Genomic DNA, 19761 nt, shown 5'->3' with positions numbered 1-19761 from the left:
ATTTGATTTATCGAGGTGAATTGTGGATATAGAACTCAGCTATAAAGCCAAGCAAGTGATGGCGGACTGTATCGCGATGGCGGAACAAGCTTTCAAACGTTCTTTCCCGATTCCAACAATCACCTTCGACGTTCGTGGGAAAGCGGCAGGAAAAGCCTACCTTCAATTAAATCAAGTACGCCTAAACCCTGTTTTATTTCGCGAAAACACCCAAGCATTCTTAGATGAAGTCATTCCTCATGAAGTAGCACACCTGATTACTTATCAGGTTTACGGGCGAGTTAGGCCTCACGGTAAAGAATGGAAAGGCGTCATGGAAGCCGTATTTAACGTACCAGCCAAAACCACTCACAGCTTTGAAGTAAAATCCGTTCAAGGTAAAACCTTTGAGTATCGTTGTGGTTGTATGACCTACCCTCTATCGATTCGCCGTCATAATAAAGTGCTGCGCGAAGAGGCGACGTACTCTTGTCAAAAATGCCGCCAACCACTTAACTTCACCGGCATTCAATTATCGTAGCCCTTACCTCATAGTGTTACTTGCGTTCCCAAAATAAAGATCGGTTGATCAAAACCTTCCCTTCGCCACTTATTGTTAACTTACTCATCACTAAAGCTATTTTATGCGTGTTATCATGAATAAAGTCATACTTTATAAAGACTTTTATCATGAAATACTTATTCTCTCTGTTGCTTATCTCGCTTTCTAGCACTGCGATTGCCGCTCCACCGAGCTCATTCTCTGCAGCCAAACGTGAGGCGGTCAAAATTTATCAAGACCACCCAACAAGCTTCTACTGTGGCTGTAACATTCAATGGCAAGGCAAGAAAGGCTTACCCGATTTAGCCTCTTGCGGTTACCAAGTCCGTAAACAAGAAAAACGGGCTGCACGAATCGAATGGGAGCATGTGTACCTTTAGATTTATAACTTTGAGATTTATGAGAGCTCCCATATACAAGAACAATTTATCAACACTCTTACCTGACTTTAATATCTGAGAGGAATAGTTGAGAATTTACCTTTCCTATTCTCAACTTCAAACCTAGCCCCAAAACGAATAACTTCCTTATAATAAATATTTCATCCAACTAGAAATATTTACGACATAGCTACCGCCCATAAACCATGTAGAAATAGTGAGAACACTGTTAAGTCGAATTTGAAGCATATACCTCTGACATTGATATTATTAAAGTGCTAACTTGAAAATATTACGGTATGCAGAGACATCTCTATTTTGATTTATGTACGCTGTCGCTCGGTGTGATGAAGCTGGTGCGCTATACGATAACATGCTTGTGATTATGCTTTGCGTTGGCCGTGTTGAAACGCCCAGCGTCGCGATCTAAATAAGTTGCGAGTTTTCTGAAGGAGCTGAGTAAATAATGATAATCGATAACATAGTTGCTGGAATAGATGAAGGTGGACCTAAAAGCTATTACTCGTTCGAGACTTTTGTAAACCACCTCTTAAAGTACCACATCGAAAGTCAAGATAAGCGATTTCTCATATCAACAGAATTGACACAATTTGGAGACGCGTTTGCTCCAGAGGGTTTTGACCAGTTCGAAGGGGCAACCCTAATTGAAATCAAGTTCAATTTATCTGGACTACCGATTGGCCAATTTATTGACAAATCGATTATTAAGTTTAGAAATGAGTACCATGAGAACAGATTTGAATATGTTCTCATCATTTCAGCCAAACCAATTCCCGAAAGATTCATAAACAGATTCAATACCGAAATAGAAAGGACCCAACTTCCCTTTAAAGTCGTAATATGGGGACCATCCGAATTGAACCGGGTTGCCTCAAAGCATAGAAAAGTAGTAAACCAAATTGCTAGCAACCTCTTCACTTTAAGACTTTCATCGGCAATGTCTAAACCTCTAAGCGACTGGAAGCAAGCGCGAGAGGAAATAATTAAGCACTTAAAATCTTGCTACAAAAAAGGCCAGCTTTCTCTATTTCTTGGTGCCGGAGTTTCAAGTAGTGCAGGGATGCCAGATTGGAGTACACTTTTAAATTCTTTGTTCGTAACTTATTTAACGCAAAAGTTTGATGGCGACGGTGCCGTGGGTGATGAGGATATTAACGATTTAATCACTAGGCTAAACAGTATAAATGAACCTTCAGCATTAATGGCTGCGAGATACCTCAGAAAAGGATTGTCCAAGAGTGACGGTGGAGCAAAGGACTTTATCGGTGCTGTTACCAAAAATCTCTATGCGTTACGAAATACCGATTTTGCTATCGACTCTGAGCTTATAAAATCAATTGCATCAATGTGCCTTCCTAGGAGAGCTGGGGCCAAAGTAAAGTCTGTTGTCACTTATAACTTTGACGATTTACTTGAGAGGCAACTAAGTAATAACTCGATCTTACATAGGTGTATATACACTGATGATGAGAGTTACGAACCAGATGAGCTTCCTGTTTATCATGTTCACGGATTCTTACCAGAAGCTCGAAAGTCGTGCGACTACTTAGATAATTCAACTCTAGTCTTCTCAGAGGAGGGTTATCATCAGATTTATTCTGACTCATATCACTGGTCAAACCTTGTCCAACTAAACTCCTTCAGAGAAAGCAACTGTCTGATGATAGGGCTATCGATGACAGACCCTAACCTAAGACGTTTACTAGATATTTCATCAAAAAATACAGAGCGAAGTAAACACTTCGCCTTCATGAAAAGACTTTCTTCAATTGAATTTTGTTACGAAACTATCTCCGGAAAAAAGTCAAAAGTTATAGATAATGTGGAGTCTGCTAAGAGGTTTTTAGAACATCACCATATTCTCAACGAAGAATTGATGAAGGAGCTAGGTGTAACGATTATTTGGTATGAAAATTATGATGATATCCCAGAAATAATTAAAAACGTAGTAATACATGAAAACTAACACAAGTGCTATCTTCTTTAGTCACAATAAGCAATAGAGATCTTTTGGCAGCGTCAGCCATCACTTGCTTCGAACTGCAACGTTATCTTCGTTTTATCTGTTCAAAACTAGTTCAAGTGTCGTCTAACATTAAAGCTAGAAACTTTTCAATACTTTTGGGCGTCTTTTGCCTTTTTCTCTGACAAGGTTTTGCCCAAAGTTGCTTAGGCCTTTTACTCATTCCCATCCTGTCAATGAGTTTTCCCCTGCTGAAACTTATCCATTCTTCTAGTACTGTTCGTTGTGAATCTCCATGTTGTATTACGGGGTAAGTTCCTACTTCGTACTAGCCTTTCTTATGGTTGAATCGAATAGCATATTTATATCGTCAATAAAAGTTGAATAGTTAATAGAAATCTATCTTTTCATAATGTTTGAAAGGAAAAGAGAATGTATACTGATTTTATATCAACGAATTGCTTAGTAAGAGGTGTCACTTGAATATTTGGGAGTCCGATAAGCTACTGTTATTTATAGCCTTTGTTATTCCTGGTTTTGTATCTATAAAGGTTTATGAGCTTTTCTATCCAGTTGAATATCAAGACTCCTCTAAAAAGTTAATTGATACGATTACATATAGCTGTATCAATTATGCTTTATTATCTCCATTAATTTACTTTGCGGAAATATCTAACTGGCCCTCTGTGACCTATATGGTTTTGTACATTTTTATCCTTTTTATTGCCCCAATTTTGTGGGTACTAATATGGGGACAATTGAGAAATACAGAGTTCTTTCAAAGCAGAATGCCGCATCCAGCGAACAGGGCTTGGGATTTTGTTTTCTCGCAAAGGAAATCGTACTGGGTCATTGTAACTCTTAAAGACGGTACGAAATTGGGGGGGTGGTTTGGCTGTAATTCTTTTGTTTCTTGTGCACCATACAAAGAGCAAATTTATTTGGAGCGCTCATGGGAACTAAACGAAAATGATCGCTTCGATCATTGTCATGAAAAAACACAAGGTGTTTTGATTGTATCGGACGAAATTAGCCACGTAGAGCTATTTGAATAAAGGAGAACAATATGAGTAAACAACCATCTAGTAGATCACCTCAACGAGAACGAAGCAACGGTGGTGATGACAGAGTCAAAGGTGGCTATCAGCCAACTAAAAGTTCCGGCGATGGCCCAACTAGTACACCTCCAAGTAAAAGGTAGTTTATATGACAAAGCAACATAAAACATTTAAGTTGAGTTCTTGCATCAGTGAATCTTGTCCAGAACCCGATTGTTCTTTTTTCTGTGATTCAGATGAGTTTGCTAAAAGTATCGACCACTTAGTTAATGAGCACAAATACAAATTAGTACACGTTGGTCAAGAAACAACTAGAGACGATGTCGGTGAAAACTGGCAAATGACAGTTGCGATACTAGCTAATAGTTAAATGTTATATACACAAAAGGCTTCTAGCGGAGCCTTTTTTACATCATTTTCCTTAGTGCTCTTGCATATTTTAACACTTGGCCTGCTGCCCCTAAGTAAGTTAATGCTCCAATTTCTAACAAAGCTATTCCTGTAAAAATCTATTGAGCCGTTTCCACTCCGGTGGAGTGATTTTCTCCTTATCCCATTCTTTGACCATTCTCTCAGTTTTCAAACAAAGTTCAGCAGCTTGTTCGACGGATAAACCACATTCAAATTCACGAAAAATATAGTTTTTAGTCATTTAATGATACTTCATTGAATAGTCCCTCAAAAGAGAGACATTTTATAGAACTAGTATATGCAATCGCACTCAACATAAGCAGATAAAGTGCGCACGGTATGAAGACTTATTGACTGGCAATGCTTGCCTTATAAAAAGTTATTCATGAATTGCTAATGTTTGATTTGTAGTAACGCATTTATGTCCAAAGGTGTGCTGACGGGATGTGTAACACAGAAATGCCCCAAAACCTTTCTAGCACAAGAATCAGGACTCATTTCTTTTGTCATAAATTGGCCTATTTTGGGTAATGCTAAAAGTGGCTACGATACTAGTGGCTATTCAGATTGCTCTATGACAAGGACTACCTACCCAATTAATGAGTTTTTATCAGATAAGAAAAGGTGAACAGAGTTATAAGTCACTAAATTTTAATGCCTTACTGATAATATGCATTTTACATAGACAAAGTAGTCTAAGTTATTGACAGTTTTTATTTGGAGCTCTATATTAACTTCGTTCTAGACAAAAACGTCTTAAAATCTGCAAGCAATAACGCTTTGCTGATTAGCAGGTACAGAGTATGAGCAACGAAAACATCAACAAACAGCTTATAGAATTCCTCATTGGTTCTAGAACTGAAGCAGGTCTTTCTCAGGAAGATGTTGCAGCACGTTCTGATATCTATGGTATGGGAAGAACTCTTGATCAAAGGGCCGTTTCCCGAATTGAAAAGCAACCACTGAAAGCAGATGCGATAAAAATGGCTGGTTACCTGAACGCAATAGGTATGGAACCAAGTCGCTTCTATGAATTCCTAAACCAAATAACTTACAAAAAGGAAGATATTTCCATGTCTATTATCACTACAACTGAAGTTGCAACAAAAGTAGCACAGGCCTTAGATAAGATTACCGATACAAAATCCGCTATTGCTAAAATCGCTAAAGAGAGAAGCTACATTGATTCGATTGAACTTGGAGACAAGTTTGAAAAGTTCGAAGAGCTTCTAAAATCTCTAAATGGAAAGCCTATCATTGGTGGTTTTGGACACTATGACTCAGGCAAAACCACAATGTTCAACACGTTAACGGATGGGAAGGTACTAAAAGAAAAGTTCACTCCTGCTACCTGCGTGGTAAACCTGTTGATGCACACGGATGATCAACCATCCATAATCAATGGCCAAGTGGCAATCTTCCGTAAAGGTTTTAAGCCATACATGATTCACTCTCAAGAACTGGTCAATAAGTACCTGATAGAACAAGGCGGTACCGATATTCTAGACCGTTTAGGCGTACACAATTATGATGAATCATTTGAGAACGATGCGTACATAGCAATCGTGTTCATGGATGCGCCTATCCTCAAAAAAGTGTGGTTGATGGATACTCCAGGGGATCTAAACAGTGAAGACGACAGCGACACAGAAAAAGCGCTTGGTGGTGTAGAGCTAGCTGATGGAGTTGTATTCTTGTCTATGCACGCTGGTTTCTTTAAGGAAAGTGATTTGGGCTTTGCAGCAAATATCATCCGTCAGCGCCCACCAGTCGATAAAAATAATCCTCTGAAGCATCTATTATTCGTCCAGTCGCACTGTCATAGCGATCTAAATGCTGATGATGTTTCTATGGTTGGTAAAGTGACGTTTAAACGCGTGAAGAAGCAGCTAGATAAGCTAATTTTCAATCATTGGATAGAAGATGGTTATATCGATGAAGCACCAGAACCTCAGGAACTGACTGCTCGTACACAACCGTTCTGGCGAGAGAATGAGCTATATCGTACATCGCTTATCCGTCAAGTCGATGAAATGGCAGATTACCTGAATGAGAATCATGCTGCTATCGTAGAGCAAAATATCAAGAATGTTTACTCTCAAGCAGATAAGGTTCTAGCGGTTGCTATTGAATCATTGAAAGACAAAGAGCAATCAAGTGTTGACCGTGTAAATGAGGTCAATGAACAGGATGCGCGATTTCGTAAGCAGGCTTCTAAAATAAAGGCCGATTTCGAGGAACTTATTGCATCTTGTGCTGACCGTAAGAAAAAAGATCTTTCTGATATGAAGACCTTCTATCAGTACAATTCATCTGCGGAAGGTTTGGAAACGCTTATTACCGAAACTTATGATGACAAGAAAGAAGCTCAAACAGAAATTGGCAATTATTTCAGCCAACTGATCACCTCTAAACTTGAGAGTAACCTAAAATCTAGCGGTAAAGTTGTCTCAAATGAGGTGGACGCCCTTCTGGTGCGATGGCAAGAAGCAGCTCCTAAAATGACAAAGGCTTCTATTGACTCAGAAATTGGGGGGCTTGATATCGATGTTTCTGAATTTAACTCCCGCGCAGCATTTGTTGGTGGTATGGCCGGACTAGGAAGTCTAGGTGCAATGGCACTATATGTATCTACGATTGCAAGCAACTTAGGGGCTTACATCCTAGTTGGTAAAGCTGCGGGTGTACTTGTTTCGTTAGGACTTGCCAGTAGCGTAACCTCAGTTACATCGTTCGTGGCGGCTCTTGGTGGCCCGATCACTATCGGTATTGCCATTGCAGCTGCGATTGGATATATGGTTTATCGTTTAATGGGTAGTTCATGGCAGAAAAGCCTCGCTAAAAAGGTTGCTGAAGCAATCAAAAAGGAAAACGTTTGGGACCAAATTGAAGATTGCATTGCTAAGTTCTGGAACAATACTGAGACTGCAATTCAGGCTGGTCTAGATGAACTGGTAGAACAAACCGAAGAGTACATCAATAAGCTGAAGGAAGATGCAGCTACAGAATATGACATTGATGAATTAAAGCATTCTGTTGAAGCTCTAGTTGAGATTCGTGACTTACTAACTGGAAAGTTTGAATCTAAGACGGCTTAATCATTACAAGAGGGGTCTGCATTCATTGCAGGACCCTCTTTCAAGTTTAAAGGGTGCAAAACAATGGCTTTATGGTTGGCGGTTATACCATTAGCGTATGGCGCAAAAAAATCATATGACGCATATAAGGAAGATGATGCGCCATCAACATCTAACTCCAGCAAATCTTATGACTCTAATGCGAAGCTGAAATCGGCAAAGAGAAGCAGAACTATAGAGAGAAAAAAGGCGTTAGAGAGTTTGATTAACGCGCACCGGGAAAAGCAGTTAAACGATTTGCAGTCTGTTGCAGGCGACATCGCAGCTGTTGTGGAAAACAGTACACCAAACTCATATATAGTGAAGCACCAAGACATTGGTGTTCAGATTCGAGAGCTCACCAAAGCCAGACGATATTTTACAGTTGAGGAAATAGCTCGACCAAGAGTTGCAAAGACAAAAGTCAGTCTACATTCTAAAGATTCGATCATTCAAAAAGCCCTTAAGCAGGCAGAAAAGGAGTATGGATTACTTGCAGGAATAGATCACTTAAAGAGCTATGATGCTAAGGAAGACCCGTACCTAAAACACCTAAAGAAGAACAAGCGTTCTATCTTAGGTTTTTAATAACGTGAACATAAAATAAACGGCTAGTTTGAGTTATTCTTGCTAGCCGTTTTTATTTTGAGTGGAGCGTTACCTCTCCATACGTGAGCTAATCCGTTACGTTCTAATTTAGTAATGTAACTGACAAGGTTTTGTCCAACGGCTTGCTGACGGGGTAGATCATCGTAACGCAGAACTGCCCCAAAGCGTGCCAGAGAAACTTCTTGCCGTCCTTATAGAATTTCGTCAGTTGACCTAGTTTTTGTAATGTTACAAAGCCTACACATAAAGCCAGGTGACAATCTTTATAGCTGAATAAATGCAAAACAGAGTGCAAAATATCCCTGCTAGTTCGAATCGATTCAAGTAGAAGAATGAGTATTTGTTTTGTATGTGTCGGTGGAACGTTTTATCTACATAATCAACAGCGTCATAGCATTTACGGGTTAAATCAGAGTGATCCCCAGCTTCGACATCGTAAGTAAACAGACTTTTAAAATCATCATGTTCAGTAGAAATCAAAGAACGCTTACACAGAGTATTAAACTCTTTTACTTTGTTCTCTATGCGAGTGAATTTATGTGCAAAAGTAGTTTCTTTAACAAGGAGCTCCGCACCATCCTTGTTAACGTCTAAGAGGCTATATATCTCACTGACAAGAGCTTCTTTGGTATTAGTTAGCGATGTTCGCTTTAAGGTATTGATATGGATAAATACCGCTAACAGCCAACTGACAGCATAAATCAAGTAACTCATGTTAACCCGTTATACGCTTTAGCTCTGCTTTTTGAATTCTCTCATCAATGATCGCTATTACTGACGTTAAGTCATTGTGTACATATACCAACTTCTCATCTAACTGAGCTTTGGTAAAACCACATTGTCTAATCAAACCGCCAAAAGACTCATCAAGAAATGAACGTCCATACCGGTTATAACCAGTTAAGTCGACAGTTACTTTGTCGTGTTTTTTTAACGCAGGAGCCAAGAGCTTATCTCTAAATACTTCCCCTGACGTATTATCGCAACCTGGGCCGTCTATGATATAGCGGCCATACGGTTTAGGGTGAAAGTCTTTAACTACAGTGATTGTTATCTCATTCACTTTTAAATGCTCCATTGAATCAACGTACCTGGTACTTTATGACTCGTAGTATCAACACTGTTTTCATTGTCGTCTCTATCATTCGTGTAACAATAAAAACCATTGTTACTAAACATCAACAGGTAGCTGTTCTCATCTTCGTTAATCAGTGCCTTAATACTTCTACTGCCTTGCCCATGCTGGTCCAACTCTGTGGAAGTAACATTGGTGTGCATGGCTGCACGAATTAATTGACCATCATTTAAATTCTTCTGAAACCAAACCCTTAAAGCATCGAACATGTTAGTGGATTCTTGTTCTACAGTTTCACTTGTAGCACCTTTGTACTCATCTGGGTACAAATCATTTATACGTGATAGAAACACTGCATTATTTTTTGATAATGAATTAGGGATGCCTACACCAGTATCATAAATCACAATATACAAGTTATGTTCAACTCTGTGACAACTAAACCACCAACGCTTACGACCGTGATCGTGTTCATCTGGGTATGCGTGGCGACCGACATTATCTACAGTTTCTTGAATAGCTGAAGAAATTTCTTGTTCTTTTTCAGCATCTGCATCTGGGTAGTACTTTTCTAATATGTAGTCGACAAAGATATTACTCAAGTCATTTGCTCTTGAATTATCTCCCATAATGACAGGAAGATAGGAAGACGACCCTATTTTTTCCTCACGTTCTGAAGCAGTTGCAAAGTTACCACTAATGTTAATAACGTTGTTTACTTGCTTCTTACGCTTCGACCATATCACCCGGATTTCAGTCGTTATCCCATGCTCCTCTCTGGCCTCATCAATAATGGAGTAGATAACCAATAGAGGCATTGCCTTAAGCATGGTGGTGTTACTGAAGTCTATGTATAAGAACTTTGGATTCTTCTCAAGTTCATTTCTGAGAAGAGTAAAAAAGTTATCACACATTTCCATAGAGCCATCAATCAAATCAATTTCTCTAGGAGCAGCAATCTTTGGGTGTTTCCCAAGAAATAAACTACCAATACTGTTTCTATTGTGTCTTTTCTTACCATAAGAAGAAGCTTTTCGTTTCTGCTGCTTCTGAATCTGAAGGCTATGTTCTCTCGAACTTTCTTGTTCTATTTTTCTCATTTTATTAGCTGGTTATAGTTAAAAATATAGCTTAAAGGACTATAGTTTTTTAATCGCTACTACTTAACTAGACGACTTTTAGCAGTTGGAAGAAGCTCTTGGCTACTGCGTTATCATGGCAATTACCTCAACGACTTATGCTGCCTTCCACGCCATGAGCTCTTAGAAATTCATTCCAATCGTAGCTCGTATACTGGCTTTCCTGATCTGAGTGAACCAACATATTCCCATCAGGCTTACGTCGCCAAACCGCCATTAAGAAGGAGTCTAACGCAAGTTCTTTGGTGATACGACTGCCCATTGACCAACATATATTTTATATGAGCTTTGCCATATTCTTTCACTCAATTCTATGAAAACCGACGATTTGGCACAATATCGTGAGTTAATTATTGAGAGAAGGATTCTGATTTGCATCACTCAGACTGGACGCTTAGCAAAACTGACTTTCCATACCTCAGATAATTTAGAAACTGCTAAATTATCAATATTACTGACACGGTTTTGTCCAACGGCTTGCTGACGGGGTAGATCATCGTAACGCAGAACTGCCCCAAAATCATTCAGAGTAAATGCTCTTTAATATCTTGCTGATGTAAATTTACCCTACAAAAAGTTATCCGATAGAATACAAATCAACACGACTTGCCCCTTTACTATGTTTGTTTGACTTGGCAATTTGCCTATTTAATTGGTTAAATCATCATGTAATCTTGTTGAGGATGATAAATCACTGAAAATATTGTTATTATCCTTTTTATTTATCAGTAAAACCGACTCCCATGAGATATGAATCCGCTCCTGTAGCCCCAGAAGAAAGACAAGAAACCAATAGAGAACGAGCAGCACGTCAACGCCGAGAACGTCAGGAAGAGCTGAGATCTACCGCGAGCGATGAGAAACGATGGGCTGAAAACAGAGAGCGCGTTCTTACTGAACGCAAAGCTGTCCAACAAGCTTACGACCTAACAGAAAAAGAATGGAACGATGATTTACAAAAGCAAGCTAAAGAATATCAGTGGGACACTTCTCAACAAGAGAACGTGAGTATTGCGGTACTGACTGTTGAAGAAGGTAACGAGTATTTAGACTTGCTCATCAAAGACTCGCATGGACAACTTTCGAATGGCAAGGACTACACTGGCGTAGGTATGGGGCTTAAAGGCGCTTATGAGGTCGCTAAAGAGCTTGGTGGATGGGGAGCAACTGCCAAAGCTGTAAATATCAATGGTGTAATGAATATTGTGGTTGAGAACTACAAGCCTAAATATTTAGACCTAGGTATCCGTTGGCAAGAAGCAACACCACAAATGCTTAAAATTGGTCACGCCCTAAATACCGTTCAAGGCAATGTCAGTTTCTTGAAAGGCAACATCTATGTAGAGCTTGTGTTTAGTGGTGCGGTTAATGCAGTTGACTACATTTTGCATGATGAAAAAACGCTAGGTGAAGTGGTCGGCCAATTTACAGCGGATATATCTAAAGGTGTGGTTGCAGGCGTAATAGCTCAAGGTGCTACTTTAGTATTAAGAGCTGGATTAATCCTAGCGTTTGCTACCCCGCCTACAGCATTGTTACTAGGTTTCTTTGCCATAAGTGCATTTTACATTGGTAAGAAAGTATCTGAAGTAGATGAGAAATATAGATATACTGAACCAATGAAAAAAGAAGTTGAGAGATTAATTGATGAAAATTAACCGTTTAAAGGCATTTGCTTTCTGTTTGATTTTTTCATCACTTTTCCTACTATCAGCTCACGATGTTATAGAGGTGTTTGATGCACATAAACTGCTTCATGATAGAATAGTCGTAAGTGGAGCGATTAATGATGCTTCTACATTTGCTTTTTCTTGGGCAATGTTTGTTGTGTCTGTATTCATGGTCATCTGCCTAATTACAGGGAAAAAGCTCCTCTGGATACCCAAGATATTTATAATCATTCTTGGGGGGATATCTGTATTAGCTTTTCTAACTGGCTGGAAGGTAAATGGAGCATTGAAGGTAAAACTTCATGAGAAAAGCTATATCGAATGCACCTCTGAACGAGAACTCACATTAAAATCCTCAAGTCGGACCTATGTTTTAGACCTTAGCTTGTGTGATTAAAATTGTCTTTCACGCTTTTGGCACAAGCCACTCTGTTAGCGTATGTACACGTCATGCGCTAACTCTCCCAAAGCCGTTTTTTAATACTTGAAGTTACTCATTAATTTCCAATGTTCAATTTTCCGAAACATCATTCTGGACGTTTCAGCTAGATCCTGGTTAGCAAGCCTCTGCCCCATTCAAAGTTAGAAATAGGGATGATACTTGTATCGAATATCTGTTTTGCAATAATTATTTTAATGATGTTGTTGATTTCAATTCAGCCTTTCACTTTTCACGGGTTTACTTTTAAGTTATTGATTTTATAGGTAATAAAAATCAATCAAAAAATAGATATCTATTATGTTCATATAGTGTATAGTGGCAGCAGCTCAAACGGTGAGCTATTAGTAAAATATTTAGTTCAAGCTCTTCTCAGTTTTTATTCGATTAAATTCGTCATATTTATCCTGCGATACCTTTTTCTTCATTCCTTATTTAGTAGCTTTCTTTTTAACTTAATCAATGTATCGAGATATATTATGTCAAATAAATCAACAGGCTCAGTAAAATGGTTTAACGAATCCAAAGGTTTTGGATTTATCACCCCTGATAACGGCGGTTCTGACCTATTTGTTCACTTCAAATCAATTGTTAGTGAAGGCTTCAAAACATTATCTGAAGGCCAAAAGGTTTCTTTTGTTGTTGAACAAGGTAACAAAGGCCCTCAAGCGGATAATGTTACGTTAGTATAAAATATTTCTAAAAAGTCTCTTCTGTCGAGGAGACTTTTTTACTTTATGTTTAATAAAGATTCTGAACGTTCGAAATACGAATAAAAATAAATATTGGGATCGATAAGATAAGAAGCAACATGAGAAAACCAGTAAGAAAATCAAGCAAGAAAACACAGAAAAACAACTTCGAAGAACGATTCGCTGCGATGGTAAAAGAATATCAAGAAGCGAAAGGAATTCTCGACTCTATGGCTGAAGGTTCATCAGAATATTTAGCACAGAAAAAAGCATGCGATAAGCTTTTTGCAAACGCGGAACGATACATCAATAAGAGGTAATGAATTCTAACCTGAATAAAATCACCTAAAATTATTTTTCTTAGCATCGCTACATTTTTAAAAGCCTGAGTCTCAGTTTTCTGCAATCGTTGGTTCAATCCGTGTTGATCTCATTTAGAAAAGCCATTGAATTTACTATTGCCCATTTATGTTCTGACTTGTGTAGTATCATTGTTGTTTTCATAGCCAATATGAACGCGGGGCGGAATTCAGTAAACCACCAAAAATAGGATGATATATGAGCAAGTTACCTAAACCGACACAAAAGCAGAAGCAATTTAGTATTAATCAGAAAGGGATTAAACGGACACCAGAAGAGTTGAAAAAAATGGATGTTCGCAAGCGCATAGAAGAGATTGAAGAACAAAAAGAGTGGGATAAAGAGTGGGGACTGTGAGTTCACGAAACCTCTCTGAGCTTATCAATACGACACTCCTCTTACATTCCGAAAAGCTGAACAACTTGGACCGAGACATGCTGACAGGTTTACGAGATCAACTTAATCGTGAGCAAGCCTTGTCAGACAAACAAGCTAAACTGTGTCAAAGGCTACTACGAAAAACGAATCATGATTGCTAACCAACGTCAGTCTTCACAGCTATCTACCCAGCTATCATCAAGTGTCATTCGACTTAGCATTTGATCCATTAAATCTCTAATCTCAATTAGTATTGCACCCTCTGGCGCATGATGCTCAGCTGAGCGCTTGACGTTCGTTAGACTTTTCATGAAGATAGCTTCGCTATCTATCAGGGCGTGTTTCGTGTTGAAGTAAGTGACCTGATAGGTCGGCATGATCCTATTCCTTTTGAGAGTGGTTGACGCTTTCAATATAGCATTGTTTCACGCTTAAACGTTCGAACTGACTTGGTTCCTCCCCAAAAGTTGACTAGGCAAGCAACTGATTATCAAGGAGCATGGACGGCAAAGACCCATCACACAATGGTTATTACCTCATCTCACAAGCCTGAGCACTACGAGTATGTTTCATCGCTCCCTACTGTTTAAGCAACTTAACGTTCCACTTGTCATAATATGATGTGTGCCTCAGATATTTCGTGGTTGCTATTCCCAAAGCTCATCTGTTGAAGAGCATAGTCTTTCTATGAGCAACCTTTTACAAACCTTACATTCAATATGATAAAAAATTTTTAGTGTATGATTCGCACTTTTTTAACTTAAACCAGATCTTCTTTCTACCGTGATTTTTCAAAGTAGCTCCTCCAAAACAACACCAGTCTCACCATTAGCAATCCTTTGGAGAAGGCTATTCATCTTTGTTTTTTTATGTATTGATGTTTCTTTATTTTGAATAGATTTGTTTTTATTATTTCTATTCTCATTATTAAATATTTGATTAGACATATTATACCCCTTTATAAAAATTATAATTAAGGTGCACTGAACATAAGTATTTTTAGGATAGGTAATTAAGGAGATTACAGAGAGAAACTTGCTAGGGATTACGCTGGAAAACTATCTTTATATTTTATCTTGAAACAAATCTTTGTCAGAGCAACTAACTCGCCAGGCGTATGACGAGGCAGTGTAAATTCAATTGTAAGGCTAAATAGTCGTTACATTTTCTGCTTGAAGGCCTTTAGGACCTTTACCTACAGTAAAGGAAACCTGCTCGCCTTCAATAAGCTTCTTAAAGCCATCGCCTAAAATGCTTCTGAAATGAACAAATAAATCATCGCCATTTGCTTGAGAAATAAAACCAAAACCTTTAGTTTCGTTAAACCACTTTACTGTACCAATTACTTGATTAGACATATTATGCCCCTTATAAAATTAAAATTAAGGTGCACTGAACATAGGTATTATTTTAGGATAGAGCATTAAGGAGATTACAGAGAGAAACTTGCTAGGGATGACGCTGGAAAACTTTCTTTATATTTTATCTTGAAACAACTCTGTGTCAGAGCAAAGACCACTATACAGATTAATTAAAAAAAATATACCTTTATTTTAAATTAATCTTTATATCATCTATTCAAACGCATTTTATCACAAAGGGTTCATCTTGATTCCGACATTTTACAGTTGGGAACATTAAGCAATAAATCAATACTGCCAAACGGTCTTTTTTGAGAGAGACTTGCTTGCGGCTGCCAAACTCGCCTTTGTCCAAAAGTGAGCTGTGGGATGTCGAGTGTGGGTGTACGATTAAGCCACACTGTATAATCAAAATTGTCAGATCGTGTATAAGTAGTACAACTAAACAATTATGGTCTTCCACGTCTATCCTGTTTAGGTTGTTTCAACTCAGTATCGCCCCTTCGTCAATCCAAAACGTGAGTGAACCTCTGTGGACTAAGGAGTTATTGTACTTGGTGGATAGCGATGCTTTGGCCTGAAATCAAAGTCAGTGGATGCACGTCCCTGATCTGAACGTAAGGTTCTGATTTAGTTCATTCGATTTCTGCAACAAAGCCCTGTACTAATTGCAGTACTGAGACTGAATCTCTCGATATTTTTGTTCTTTCAATGGCTCTAATTCAATACCATATTTCTTTTTGATACGAATAAATCTCAAAATGTATTGACACTGATTCTTAGGAGGTAGCCACTCATCAATCCCTTTTGCACCCTTTTGTCGGTTTAATGAAGCTTCCACTGCGATTAGGTTAGCTTTATCGTTAGCAATCGATATTCGCTTTTCATATGTCCAGTGCTTAGCACCATGCTCCCACGCCCACTTTAATGGAACAACATGATCGATGTCGACATCAGAAGCTGAATAGATCTCTTGCCCAGTAAAAAGGGAGCGCCACCTTCCTGAAACAACCAAACACTGTTTATCTGTTTTAAACTTAGCTAGTGATATGGATTGATCTATCAATACCTCTGCTCTCGAGTTCTGGCAATCCCTGTCGCTATCTGCCCAGCCGTGTCCAAACTTGCTTCTTTCATAGGGTTGATTGTCAGGTGTCTTATGAACCATTACTTGCTTTTGATTTTTAGCAAGCCTCCCTCCACTTTCTAAACAGGATTCAAGGCTATCAAAGGCCTTAAAGTTTTTCGTTCGATCAAAGCTAGGAGATTTTTCGTCGTGGCAGATACCACTATTGCTGAGTTTAACTTGTGAGAGAGAACTAAATGGTACAGCGAGCAATACAGCTGTGATGATGCTTCTGGGTAATAACAGCACGGAAATAAACACCTTAGCTTTGTTGATGAACTGCATTAAATATTACCAGTATCAGCAAATTACATCAGCTATTATCTCCTTGATATTTGATTACAGAGTTAACGTTTCATCTGTGTAACCACATTTTTAGAATCATATTCTCTCTTTAGATTGAGAACTTCCTCTTGAAGCATATAAGCTCTATGAGTCATTTCAGCTAACTGCTTTTCTAACAGCTTCCTAGCCTCAACAGCATTATTGCGTTCAAGGCGGTATATATCCCTTTGCTTCTCAGACTTCTTCAACTTCCCTTTAATTTTGTCCACTTCCGAAATAGTCGCTTCGATATCAATATCAAGGCCGGTAGCCATAAACTTATCACGATTATGGTTGTACGCTTCAATTTGAGGTTTGGCTCGCTCGACAAACTCCTGGAACTTATGAATATAGCTGTGGCCCAGACCAGCTTCGTTGTTTATCTTGTTCAAAGAAAGCTTCCCATTAGCCTTAACAATTACTGGCTTGTTAGTAAGCAAACGCTTCAAAGCCTCCTCTAGTCTCTCTTCTGTTACTTTCAGTTGAGGACTCAAATCCTTCTTGTTCATATTGATATAACCTTAATTTCGTCACTAAATGGTTCAAAATCGAGATTGTGTTTACGAAGTGTGCTCTCAATGAAGATAATTTTTTCCTTCATCCCAGCCAAAATACGAAATAACGCATAGTCGTTCATTTCGTTCATTTCCCGAAACATTTTAACTAGACCTTTACGCTCATTAGCAAGCATTTTGGCTCCTCGTGTTGTCACAACTTCATATTCACAGTACTTATCCTCCGTGATAAAGTAAGAAATTGCACACAGGCGTTCACAGGTAGGATTAGTGCAATACGCCCCCGTTGGCAGCATGATAATAGCCTTATCTCCACTTTTTACTAAAGCTCGGAGCTGAGACCTACTCATATAAACTTTCTCGCCTTTGCGTAGTGCCTCGTTTTTAGCTTCCATTATGCGCTCTCCCTCAAGACCAGATAGAAACTCTGAGCCATTATAGATTTCGTCTAAGGCATCAATCACAGTATCTTCTGATACCCCTTCAAGTACACCTAATAATTCATCGTCCAATACCAGACCTTGAATACGCGCTAGCTCAGCATTATTAGCATAGTAATTAGACATGTTTAGGTTTTTATGCTTAAGTTGCTCTTTGACAGTTAATGCGTTGCCAAGCCCGTTTCTTACGATAAAGACAGCAAACGAGCGCCTAATATCATGAGGGGTGAATCTCGGAGGGTAGCCCCCAACTTCTAGTTCACCATCTCGATCTGGGTTGAGGATGTCAAAGTCATGAACCTCATCTTCAGTAGCTGGATTAAGAAAAAAATCGACATCAAAAAAAGCACCTCCTTTCGTTGTTATCAAGAATGAATCTTTGACTTGCTCTGAGTCTTCCACATTAAGTATTGCTGCTTGTATGAAGGAGCTTTCGAGCTCATTCATGAGTCGTTTGTAGTTATCAATATCAATAGTCTGCTGATCTAATTGAATTTCGAGCCTTATCTTTTGGGCTTTCCTTGCATATTCCGTAGCTTCATATGCAAGCTCTAAAGCTTTCTTTACAATTGAATGAGTCTGCCAAACTACTGTTACTGGAATTCCTTCATTTGATTTCGAAGACAAGCCTCTAATAAATGGTATTCCATTACTTTCCTGATAACTATCAGGGTTCATGAGAGATAGTTCCGTTTTTCTTGCGCCGGAGAATGCAGCAGTAACAAGAAAGCAGCACCGAACTAATTTAGACACAAATGTTGCTTGACTATCTAACCTCATATTCTTCAACGCTTGAGGCCGAACAATTTTTTTAGCTCTTCTTGAAATTCGCTGATTAACTTTCGGCTTTAGTTCCTTTAGAGATAAATCACCTTTAGACTCTCTTACAGCTCTAATCAACTCACTCTCTCGCATAGCAAAAAAATTTGCCATACAAGTTGATATTTCATGCCTGTAAGTGTAATGAGTCTCTACAAATTCTACGGCAACAGATAACATCTGATTATGCATCTGTTGTGGTAGGGCTATAGCTTGTTTGGGAAAACTATCCTTGCGGGCCAGAGATTCAAAATCCTTTACGGTTACGTATCGAGAAATAACACCTAACTTGTTGAGAAAGCAAAGCATGCTCCTAAAGGTGTTAAGAGTCGTTTTAGAATGTCTGTCTTTAAGCAAATCCCTAAAAGCTTGCCATTCTTGATTGTTGTCAAGTAACCCAAAATCGGATTTACCCCATACATTGACTAACCGGCCCAAAGATTTCCTATATAGCAGAGCAGTAGCAACTGAAAAATGTCCAGAGGGAGACTTATCCTTATTGAACTCAATCATTTTTGCTACAAGAACCTGAATATCTCTACGATGAATATCCCTGATAGATTTAAAAGATATTTTATGCGTGTTTTGCCCTAACGCAGAAAAATCCCACATTATATCGTATACCCTAGATTTACCGGTCCCATCACCGCAGTATGAAATAAATGGGTTTTCATTTTGATTAAAACGAATCGGATTTCGTGCAATGTTCATTGTTTACCACCCATTACATACTTGAGACTAAGTCGAGTCTCAAATAAGGGGTGGAGCATCCCTTTCTCAAACTTTAAATGGGCTTTCTCATAATTATCTGGCGACTTTTCCTTCATTCGCCTAAGCACCTTTGCAAGCACAGCTTCGATTTCATAGATACGAGCCTTGGGTACTGAATTTTTCGCAGGAAGCTCTCTCACTTGAAGCACTTGATAACGAAATGTCATCATTAACCAAATATCAGTTTCAGATGCAACTAAAACGTGGCTATCGCAGTCATAGCAAGCGAGAAAGTCTGTACATGTATTCTCCTTTTCTGGAAGTTTCACTCCCAATTTCTTAGCCTTCCTACGTTCAGAAACAATTTTTTCAGTACTTGGACCTTTACAACGAATTCCACTTGGAGTTAGCGTAGTCACAGGGGCCTCAGCGCGACGAAGTCGCTCTCTGTAATCATAATCAGAAAGGATGTCAGAATTAATAGCTTTGGCTGAATCTACAGCTACTGAGATGCTCTCTCCTTTAGAAATGCTATAAGAAGTGGCCCCCAATTTTCGGACATGACTTTAAGTGGTCGATCTGTTTTGATAGTACCCAACAATACAGGGACAGA

The 19761-nt window shown here is 38.8% G+C and carries 22 protein-coding genes and 4 pseudogenes; 13 read left to right on the top strand and 13 right to left on the bottom strand.

What is annotated here, in order from left to right; genetic code table 11:
• The first annotated feature begins 22 nt into the window (after positions 1 to 22).
• From R7Q39_RS07740 to R7Q39_RS07715, 6 genes and pseudogenes are all read left to right on the top strand, one after another.
• Positions 23 to 520 (top strand): SprT family zinc-dependent metalloprotease, encoded by a 498-nt coding sequence (locus R7Q39_RS07740; protein WP_005384539.1) that lies wholly within the window; start codon positions 23 to 25, stop codon positions 518 to 520.
• A 149-nt stretch (positions 521 to 669) separates the two neighbouring features.
• Positions 670 to 912, top strand: a pseudogene (locus R7Q39_RS07735) (deoxyribonuclease I); the annotation flags it as partial.
• Positions 913 to 1387: 475 nt separating this feature from the next.
• Complete coding sequence (locus tag R7Q39_RS07730) at positions 1388 to 2908, top strand: SIR2 family protein (RefSeq protein ID WP_083140612.1); 1521 nt, start codon at positions 1388 to 1390, stop codon at positions 2906 to 2908.
• Positions 2909 to 3384: 476 nt separating this feature from the next.
• Positions 3385 to 3960, top strand: coding sequence for a DUF6338 family protein (locus R7Q39_RS07725; RefSeq protein WP_043045634.1), 576 nt, complete (start codon positions 3385 to 3387; stop codon positions 3958 to 3960).
• 11 nt (positions 3961 to 3971) lie between these two features.
• Positions 3972 to 4106, top strand: a complete 135-nt coding sequence (locus R7Q39_RS07720; RefSeq protein ID WP_318075982.1) for a hypothetical protein — start codon at positions 3972 to 3974, stop codon at positions 4104 to 4106.
• Positions 4107 to 4111: 5 nt separating this feature from the next.
• A complete protein-coding gene (locus R7Q39_RS07715) occupies positions 4112 to 4333 on the top strand; it encodes a hypothetical protein (RefSeq protein ID WP_024702925.1) in 222 nt (73 codons plus the stop codon).
• Between the two features lie 37 nt (positions 4334 to 4370).
• On the opposite strand, the pseudogene R7Q39_RS07710 reads toward R7Q39_RS07715, so the two are convergent.
• Positions 4371 to 4615, bottom strand: a pseudogene (locus R7Q39_RS07710) (hypothetical protein).
• 562 nt (positions 4616 to 5177) lie between these two features.
• On the opposite strand from R7Q39_RS07710, the gene R7Q39_RS07705 reads away from it, so the two are divergent.
• Positions 5178 to 7472 carry a hypothetical protein gene (locus R7Q39_RS07705; protein ID WP_069515577.1) on the top strand — a complete coding sequence of 765 codons (2295 nt, stop codon included), beginning with the start codon at positions 5178 to 5180 and terminating at the stop codon, positions 7470 to 7472.
• A 63-nt stretch (positions 7473 to 7535) separates the two neighbouring features.
• Positions 7536 to 8078: a hypothetical protein gene (locus tag R7Q39_RS07700; protein WP_318075981.1), complete on the top strand. Its 543-nt coding sequence runs from the start codon at positions 7536 to 7538 to the stop codon at positions 8076 to 8078.
• 258 nt (positions 8079 to 8336) lie between these two features.
• Here the strand turns inward: R7Q39_RS07700 and R7Q39_RS07695 are convergent, their stop codons facing one another.
• The 4 genes and pseudogenes from R7Q39_RS07695 to R7Q39_RS07680 form a co-directional block, all read right to left on the bottom strand.
• A complete protein-coding gene (locus tag R7Q39_RS07695; protein ID WP_318075980.1) occupies positions 8337 to 8813 on the bottom strand; it encodes a hypothetical protein in 477 nt (158 codons plus the stop codon).
• A gap of 1 nt (position 8814) precedes the next feature.
• Positions 8815 to 9162 (bottom strand): STAS-like domain-containing protein, encoded by a 348-nt coding sequence (locus tag R7Q39_RS07690; protein ID WP_318075979.1) that lies wholly within the window; start codon positions 9160 to 9162, stop codon positions 8815 to 8817.
• A gap of 2 nt (positions 9163 to 9164) precedes the next feature.
• Entirely contained in the window at positions 9165 to 10274 is a 1110-nt protein-coding gene (locus tag R7Q39_RS07685; protein WP_318075978.1) for a hypothetical protein, read from the bottom strand.
• 130 nt (positions 10275 to 10404) lie between these two features.
• A pseudogene (locus tag R7Q39_RS07680) lies at positions 10405 to 10587 on the bottom strand (DDE-type integrase/transposase/recombinase); the annotation flags it as partial.
• Positions 10588 to 11056: 469 nt separating this feature from the next.
• On the opposite strand from R7Q39_RS07680, the gene R7Q39_RS07675 reads away from it, so the two are divergent.
• From R7Q39_RS07675 to R7Q39_RS07655, 5 genes are all read left to right on the top strand, one after another.
• Complete coding sequence (locus R7Q39_RS07675; RefSeq protein ID WP_318075977.1) at positions 11057 to 11971, top strand: hypothetical protein; 915 nt, start codon at positions 11057 to 11059, stop codon at positions 11969 to 11971.
• Complete coding sequence (locus R7Q39_RS07670) at positions 11961 to 12380, top strand: DUF1240 domain-containing protein (protein ID WP_152163668.1); 420 nt, start codon at positions 11961 to 11963, stop codon at positions 12378 to 12380. The genes R7Q39_RS07675 and R7Q39_RS07670 overlap by 11 nt, the downstream gene beginning before the upstream one ends.
• 521 nt (positions 12381 to 12901) lie before the next feature.
• Positions 12902 to 13114, top strand: coding sequence for a cold-shock protein (locus R7Q39_RS07665; RefSeq protein WP_005379019.1), 213 nt, complete (start codon positions 12902 to 12904; stop codon positions 13112 to 13114).
• Positions 13115 to 13233: 119 nt separating this feature from the next.
• Positions 13234 to 13434 (top strand): hypothetical protein, encoded by a 201-nt coding sequence (locus tag R7Q39_RS07660; RefSeq protein WP_005379017.1) that lies wholly within the window; start codon positions 13234 to 13236, stop codon positions 13432 to 13434.
• Positions 13435 to 13672: 238 nt separating this feature from the next.
• Positions 13673 to 13831 carry a hypothetical protein gene (locus R7Q39_RS07655; RefSeq protein ID WP_318075976.1) on the top strand — a complete coding sequence of 53 codons (159 nt, stop codon included), beginning with the start codon at positions 13673 to 13675 and terminating at the stop codon, positions 13829 to 13831.
• 188 nt (positions 13832 to 14019) lie between these two features.
• Here the strand turns inward: R7Q39_RS07655 and R7Q39_RS07650 are convergent, their stop codons facing one another.
• The 8 genes and pseudogenes from R7Q39_RS07650 to R7Q39_RS07615 form a co-directional block, all read right to left on the bottom strand.
• Positions 14020 to 14229: a hypothetical protein gene (locus tag R7Q39_RS07650; RefSeq protein ID WP_318075975.1), complete on the bottom strand. Its 210-nt coding sequence runs from the start codon at positions 14227 to 14229 to the stop codon at positions 14020 to 14022.
• Positions 14230 to 14643: 414 nt separating this feature from the next.
• Positions 14644 to 14799, bottom strand: a complete 156-nt coding sequence (locus R7Q39_RS07645) for a hypothetical protein (RefSeq protein ID WP_180766682.1) — start codon at positions 14797 to 14799, stop codon at positions 14644 to 14646.
• A gap of 201 nt (positions 14800 to 15000) precedes the next feature.
• Positions 15001 to 15210: a cold-shock protein gene (locus R7Q39_RS07640; RefSeq protein WP_024703843.1), complete on the bottom strand. Its 210-nt coding sequence runs from the start codon at positions 15208 to 15210 to the stop codon at positions 15001 to 15003.
• Between the two features lie 455 nt (positions 15211 to 15665).
• A pseudogene (locus R7Q39_RS07635) lies at positions 15666 to 15769 on the bottom strand (IS5/IS1182 family transposase); the annotation flags it as partial.
• A gap of 108 nt (positions 15770 to 15877) precedes the next feature.
• On the bottom strand, positions 15878 to 16624 hold the full coding sequence (locus tag R7Q39_RS07630; RefSeq protein WP_071239021.1) for an HNH endonuclease family protein: 747 nt from the start codon (positions 16622 to 16624) through the stop codon (positions 15878 to 15880).
• A gap of 62 nt (positions 16625 to 16686) precedes the next feature.
• Positions 16687 to 17172: a hypothetical protein gene (locus R7Q39_RS07625; protein WP_043045452.1), complete on the bottom strand. Its 486-nt coding sequence runs from the start codon at positions 17170 to 17172 to the stop codon at positions 16687 to 16689.
• A complete protein-coding gene (locus R7Q39_RS07620; protein WP_318075974.1) occupies positions 17169 to 19148 on the bottom strand; it encodes a hypothetical protein in 1980 nt (659 codons plus the stop codon). The genes R7Q39_RS07625 and R7Q39_RS07620 overlap by 4 nt, the downstream gene beginning before the upstream one ends.
• Positions 19145 to 19477, bottom strand: coding sequence for a hypothetical protein (locus R7Q39_RS07615; protein WP_193279787.1), 333 nt, complete (start codon positions 19475 to 19477; stop codon positions 19145 to 19147). The genes R7Q39_RS07620 and R7Q39_RS07615 overlap by 4 nt, the downstream gene beginning before the upstream one ends.
• Positions 19478 to 19761: the final 284 nt, after the last annotated feature.

The sequence above is a fragment of the Vibrio sp. 947 genome (assembly GCF_033339115.1).
In the GTDB taxonomy this organism is placed as follows: Bacteria; Pseudomonadota; Gammaproteobacteria; order Enterobacterales; family Vibrionaceae; genus Vibrio; species Vibrio alginolyticus.
The sequence above is the reverse complement of the archived record's forward strand: the minus strand, read 5'-3'. Positions and strand labels throughout refer to the sequence as shown.

Excerpts from the sequence above, each read along its gene's own strand:
- R7Q39_RS07660 (WP_005379017.1), top strand. The coding sequence starts at position 13,234 with ATGAGAAAACCAGTAAGAAAATCAAGCAAGAAAACACAGAAAAACAAC.
- R7Q39_RS07685 (WP_318075978.1), bottom strand. The coding sequence starts at position 10,274 with ATGAGAAAAATAGAACAAGAAAGTTCGAGAGAACATAGCCTTCAGATT.
- R7Q39_RS07665 (WP_005379019.1), top strand. The coding sequence starts at position 12,902 with ATGTCAAATAAATCAACAGGCTCAGTAAAATGGTTTAACGAATCCAAA.
- R7Q39_RS07705 (WP_069515577.1), top strand. The coding sequence starts at position 5,178 with ATGAGCAACGAAAACATCAACAAACAGCTTATAGAATTCCTCATTGGT.
- R7Q39_RS07640 (WP_024703843.1), bottom strand. The coding sequence starts at position 15,210 with ATGTCTAATCAAGTAATTGGTACAGTAAAGTGGTTTAACGAAACTAAA.
- R7Q39_RS07625 (WP_043045452.1), bottom strand. The coding sequence starts at position 17,172 with ATGAACAAGAAGGATTTGAGTCCTCAACTGAAAGTAACAGAAGAGAGA.
- R7Q39_RS07620 (WP_318075974.1), bottom strand. The coding sequence starts at position 19,148 with ATGAACATTGCACGAAATCCGATTCGTTTTAATCAAAATGAAAACCCA.
- R7Q39_RS07670 (WP_152163668.1), top strand. The coding sequence starts at position 11,961 with ATGAAAATTAACCGTTTAAAGGCATTTGCTTTCTGTTTGATTTTTTCA.
- R7Q39_RS07715 (WP_024702925.1), top strand. The coding sequence starts at position 4,112 with ATGACAAAGCAACATAAAACATTTAAGTTGAGTTCTTGCATCAGTGAA.
- R7Q39_RS07675 (WP_318075977.1), top strand. The coding sequence starts at position 11,057 with ATGAGATATGAATCCGCTCCTGTAGCCCCAGAAGAAAGACAAGAAACC.
- R7Q39_RS07700 (WP_318075981.1), top strand. The coding sequence starts at position 7,536 with ATGGCTTTATGGTTGGCGGTTATACCATTAGCGTATGGCGCAAAAAAA.
- R7Q39_RS07695 (WP_318075980.1), bottom strand. The coding sequence starts at position 8,813 with ATGAGTTACTTGATTTATGCTGTCAGTTGGCTGTTAGCGGTATTTATC.
- R7Q39_RS07720 (WP_318075982.1), top strand. The coding sequence starts at position 3,972 with ATGAGTAAACAACCATCTAGTAGATCACCTCAACGAGAACGAAGCAAC.
- R7Q39_RS07650 (WP_318075975.1), bottom strand. The coding sequence starts at position 14,229 with ATGCCGACCTATCAGGTCACTTACTTCAACACGAAACACGCCCTGATA.
- R7Q39_RS07730 (WP_083140612.1), top strand. The coding sequence starts at position 1,388 with ATGATAATCGATAACATAGTTGCTGGAATAGATGAAGGTGGACCTAAA.
- R7Q39_RS07630 (WP_071239021.1), bottom strand. The coding sequence starts at position 16,624 with ATGCAGTTCATCAACAAAGCTAAGGTGTTTATTTCCGTGCTGTTATTA.
- R7Q39_RS07645 (WP_180766682.1), bottom strand. The coding sequence starts at position 14,799 with ATGTCTAATCAAATATTTAATAATGAGAATAGAAATAATAAAAACAAA.
- R7Q39_RS07655 (WP_318075976.1), top strand. The coding sequence starts at position 13,673 with ATGAGCAAGTTACCTAAACCGACACAAAAGCAGAAGCAATTTAGTATT.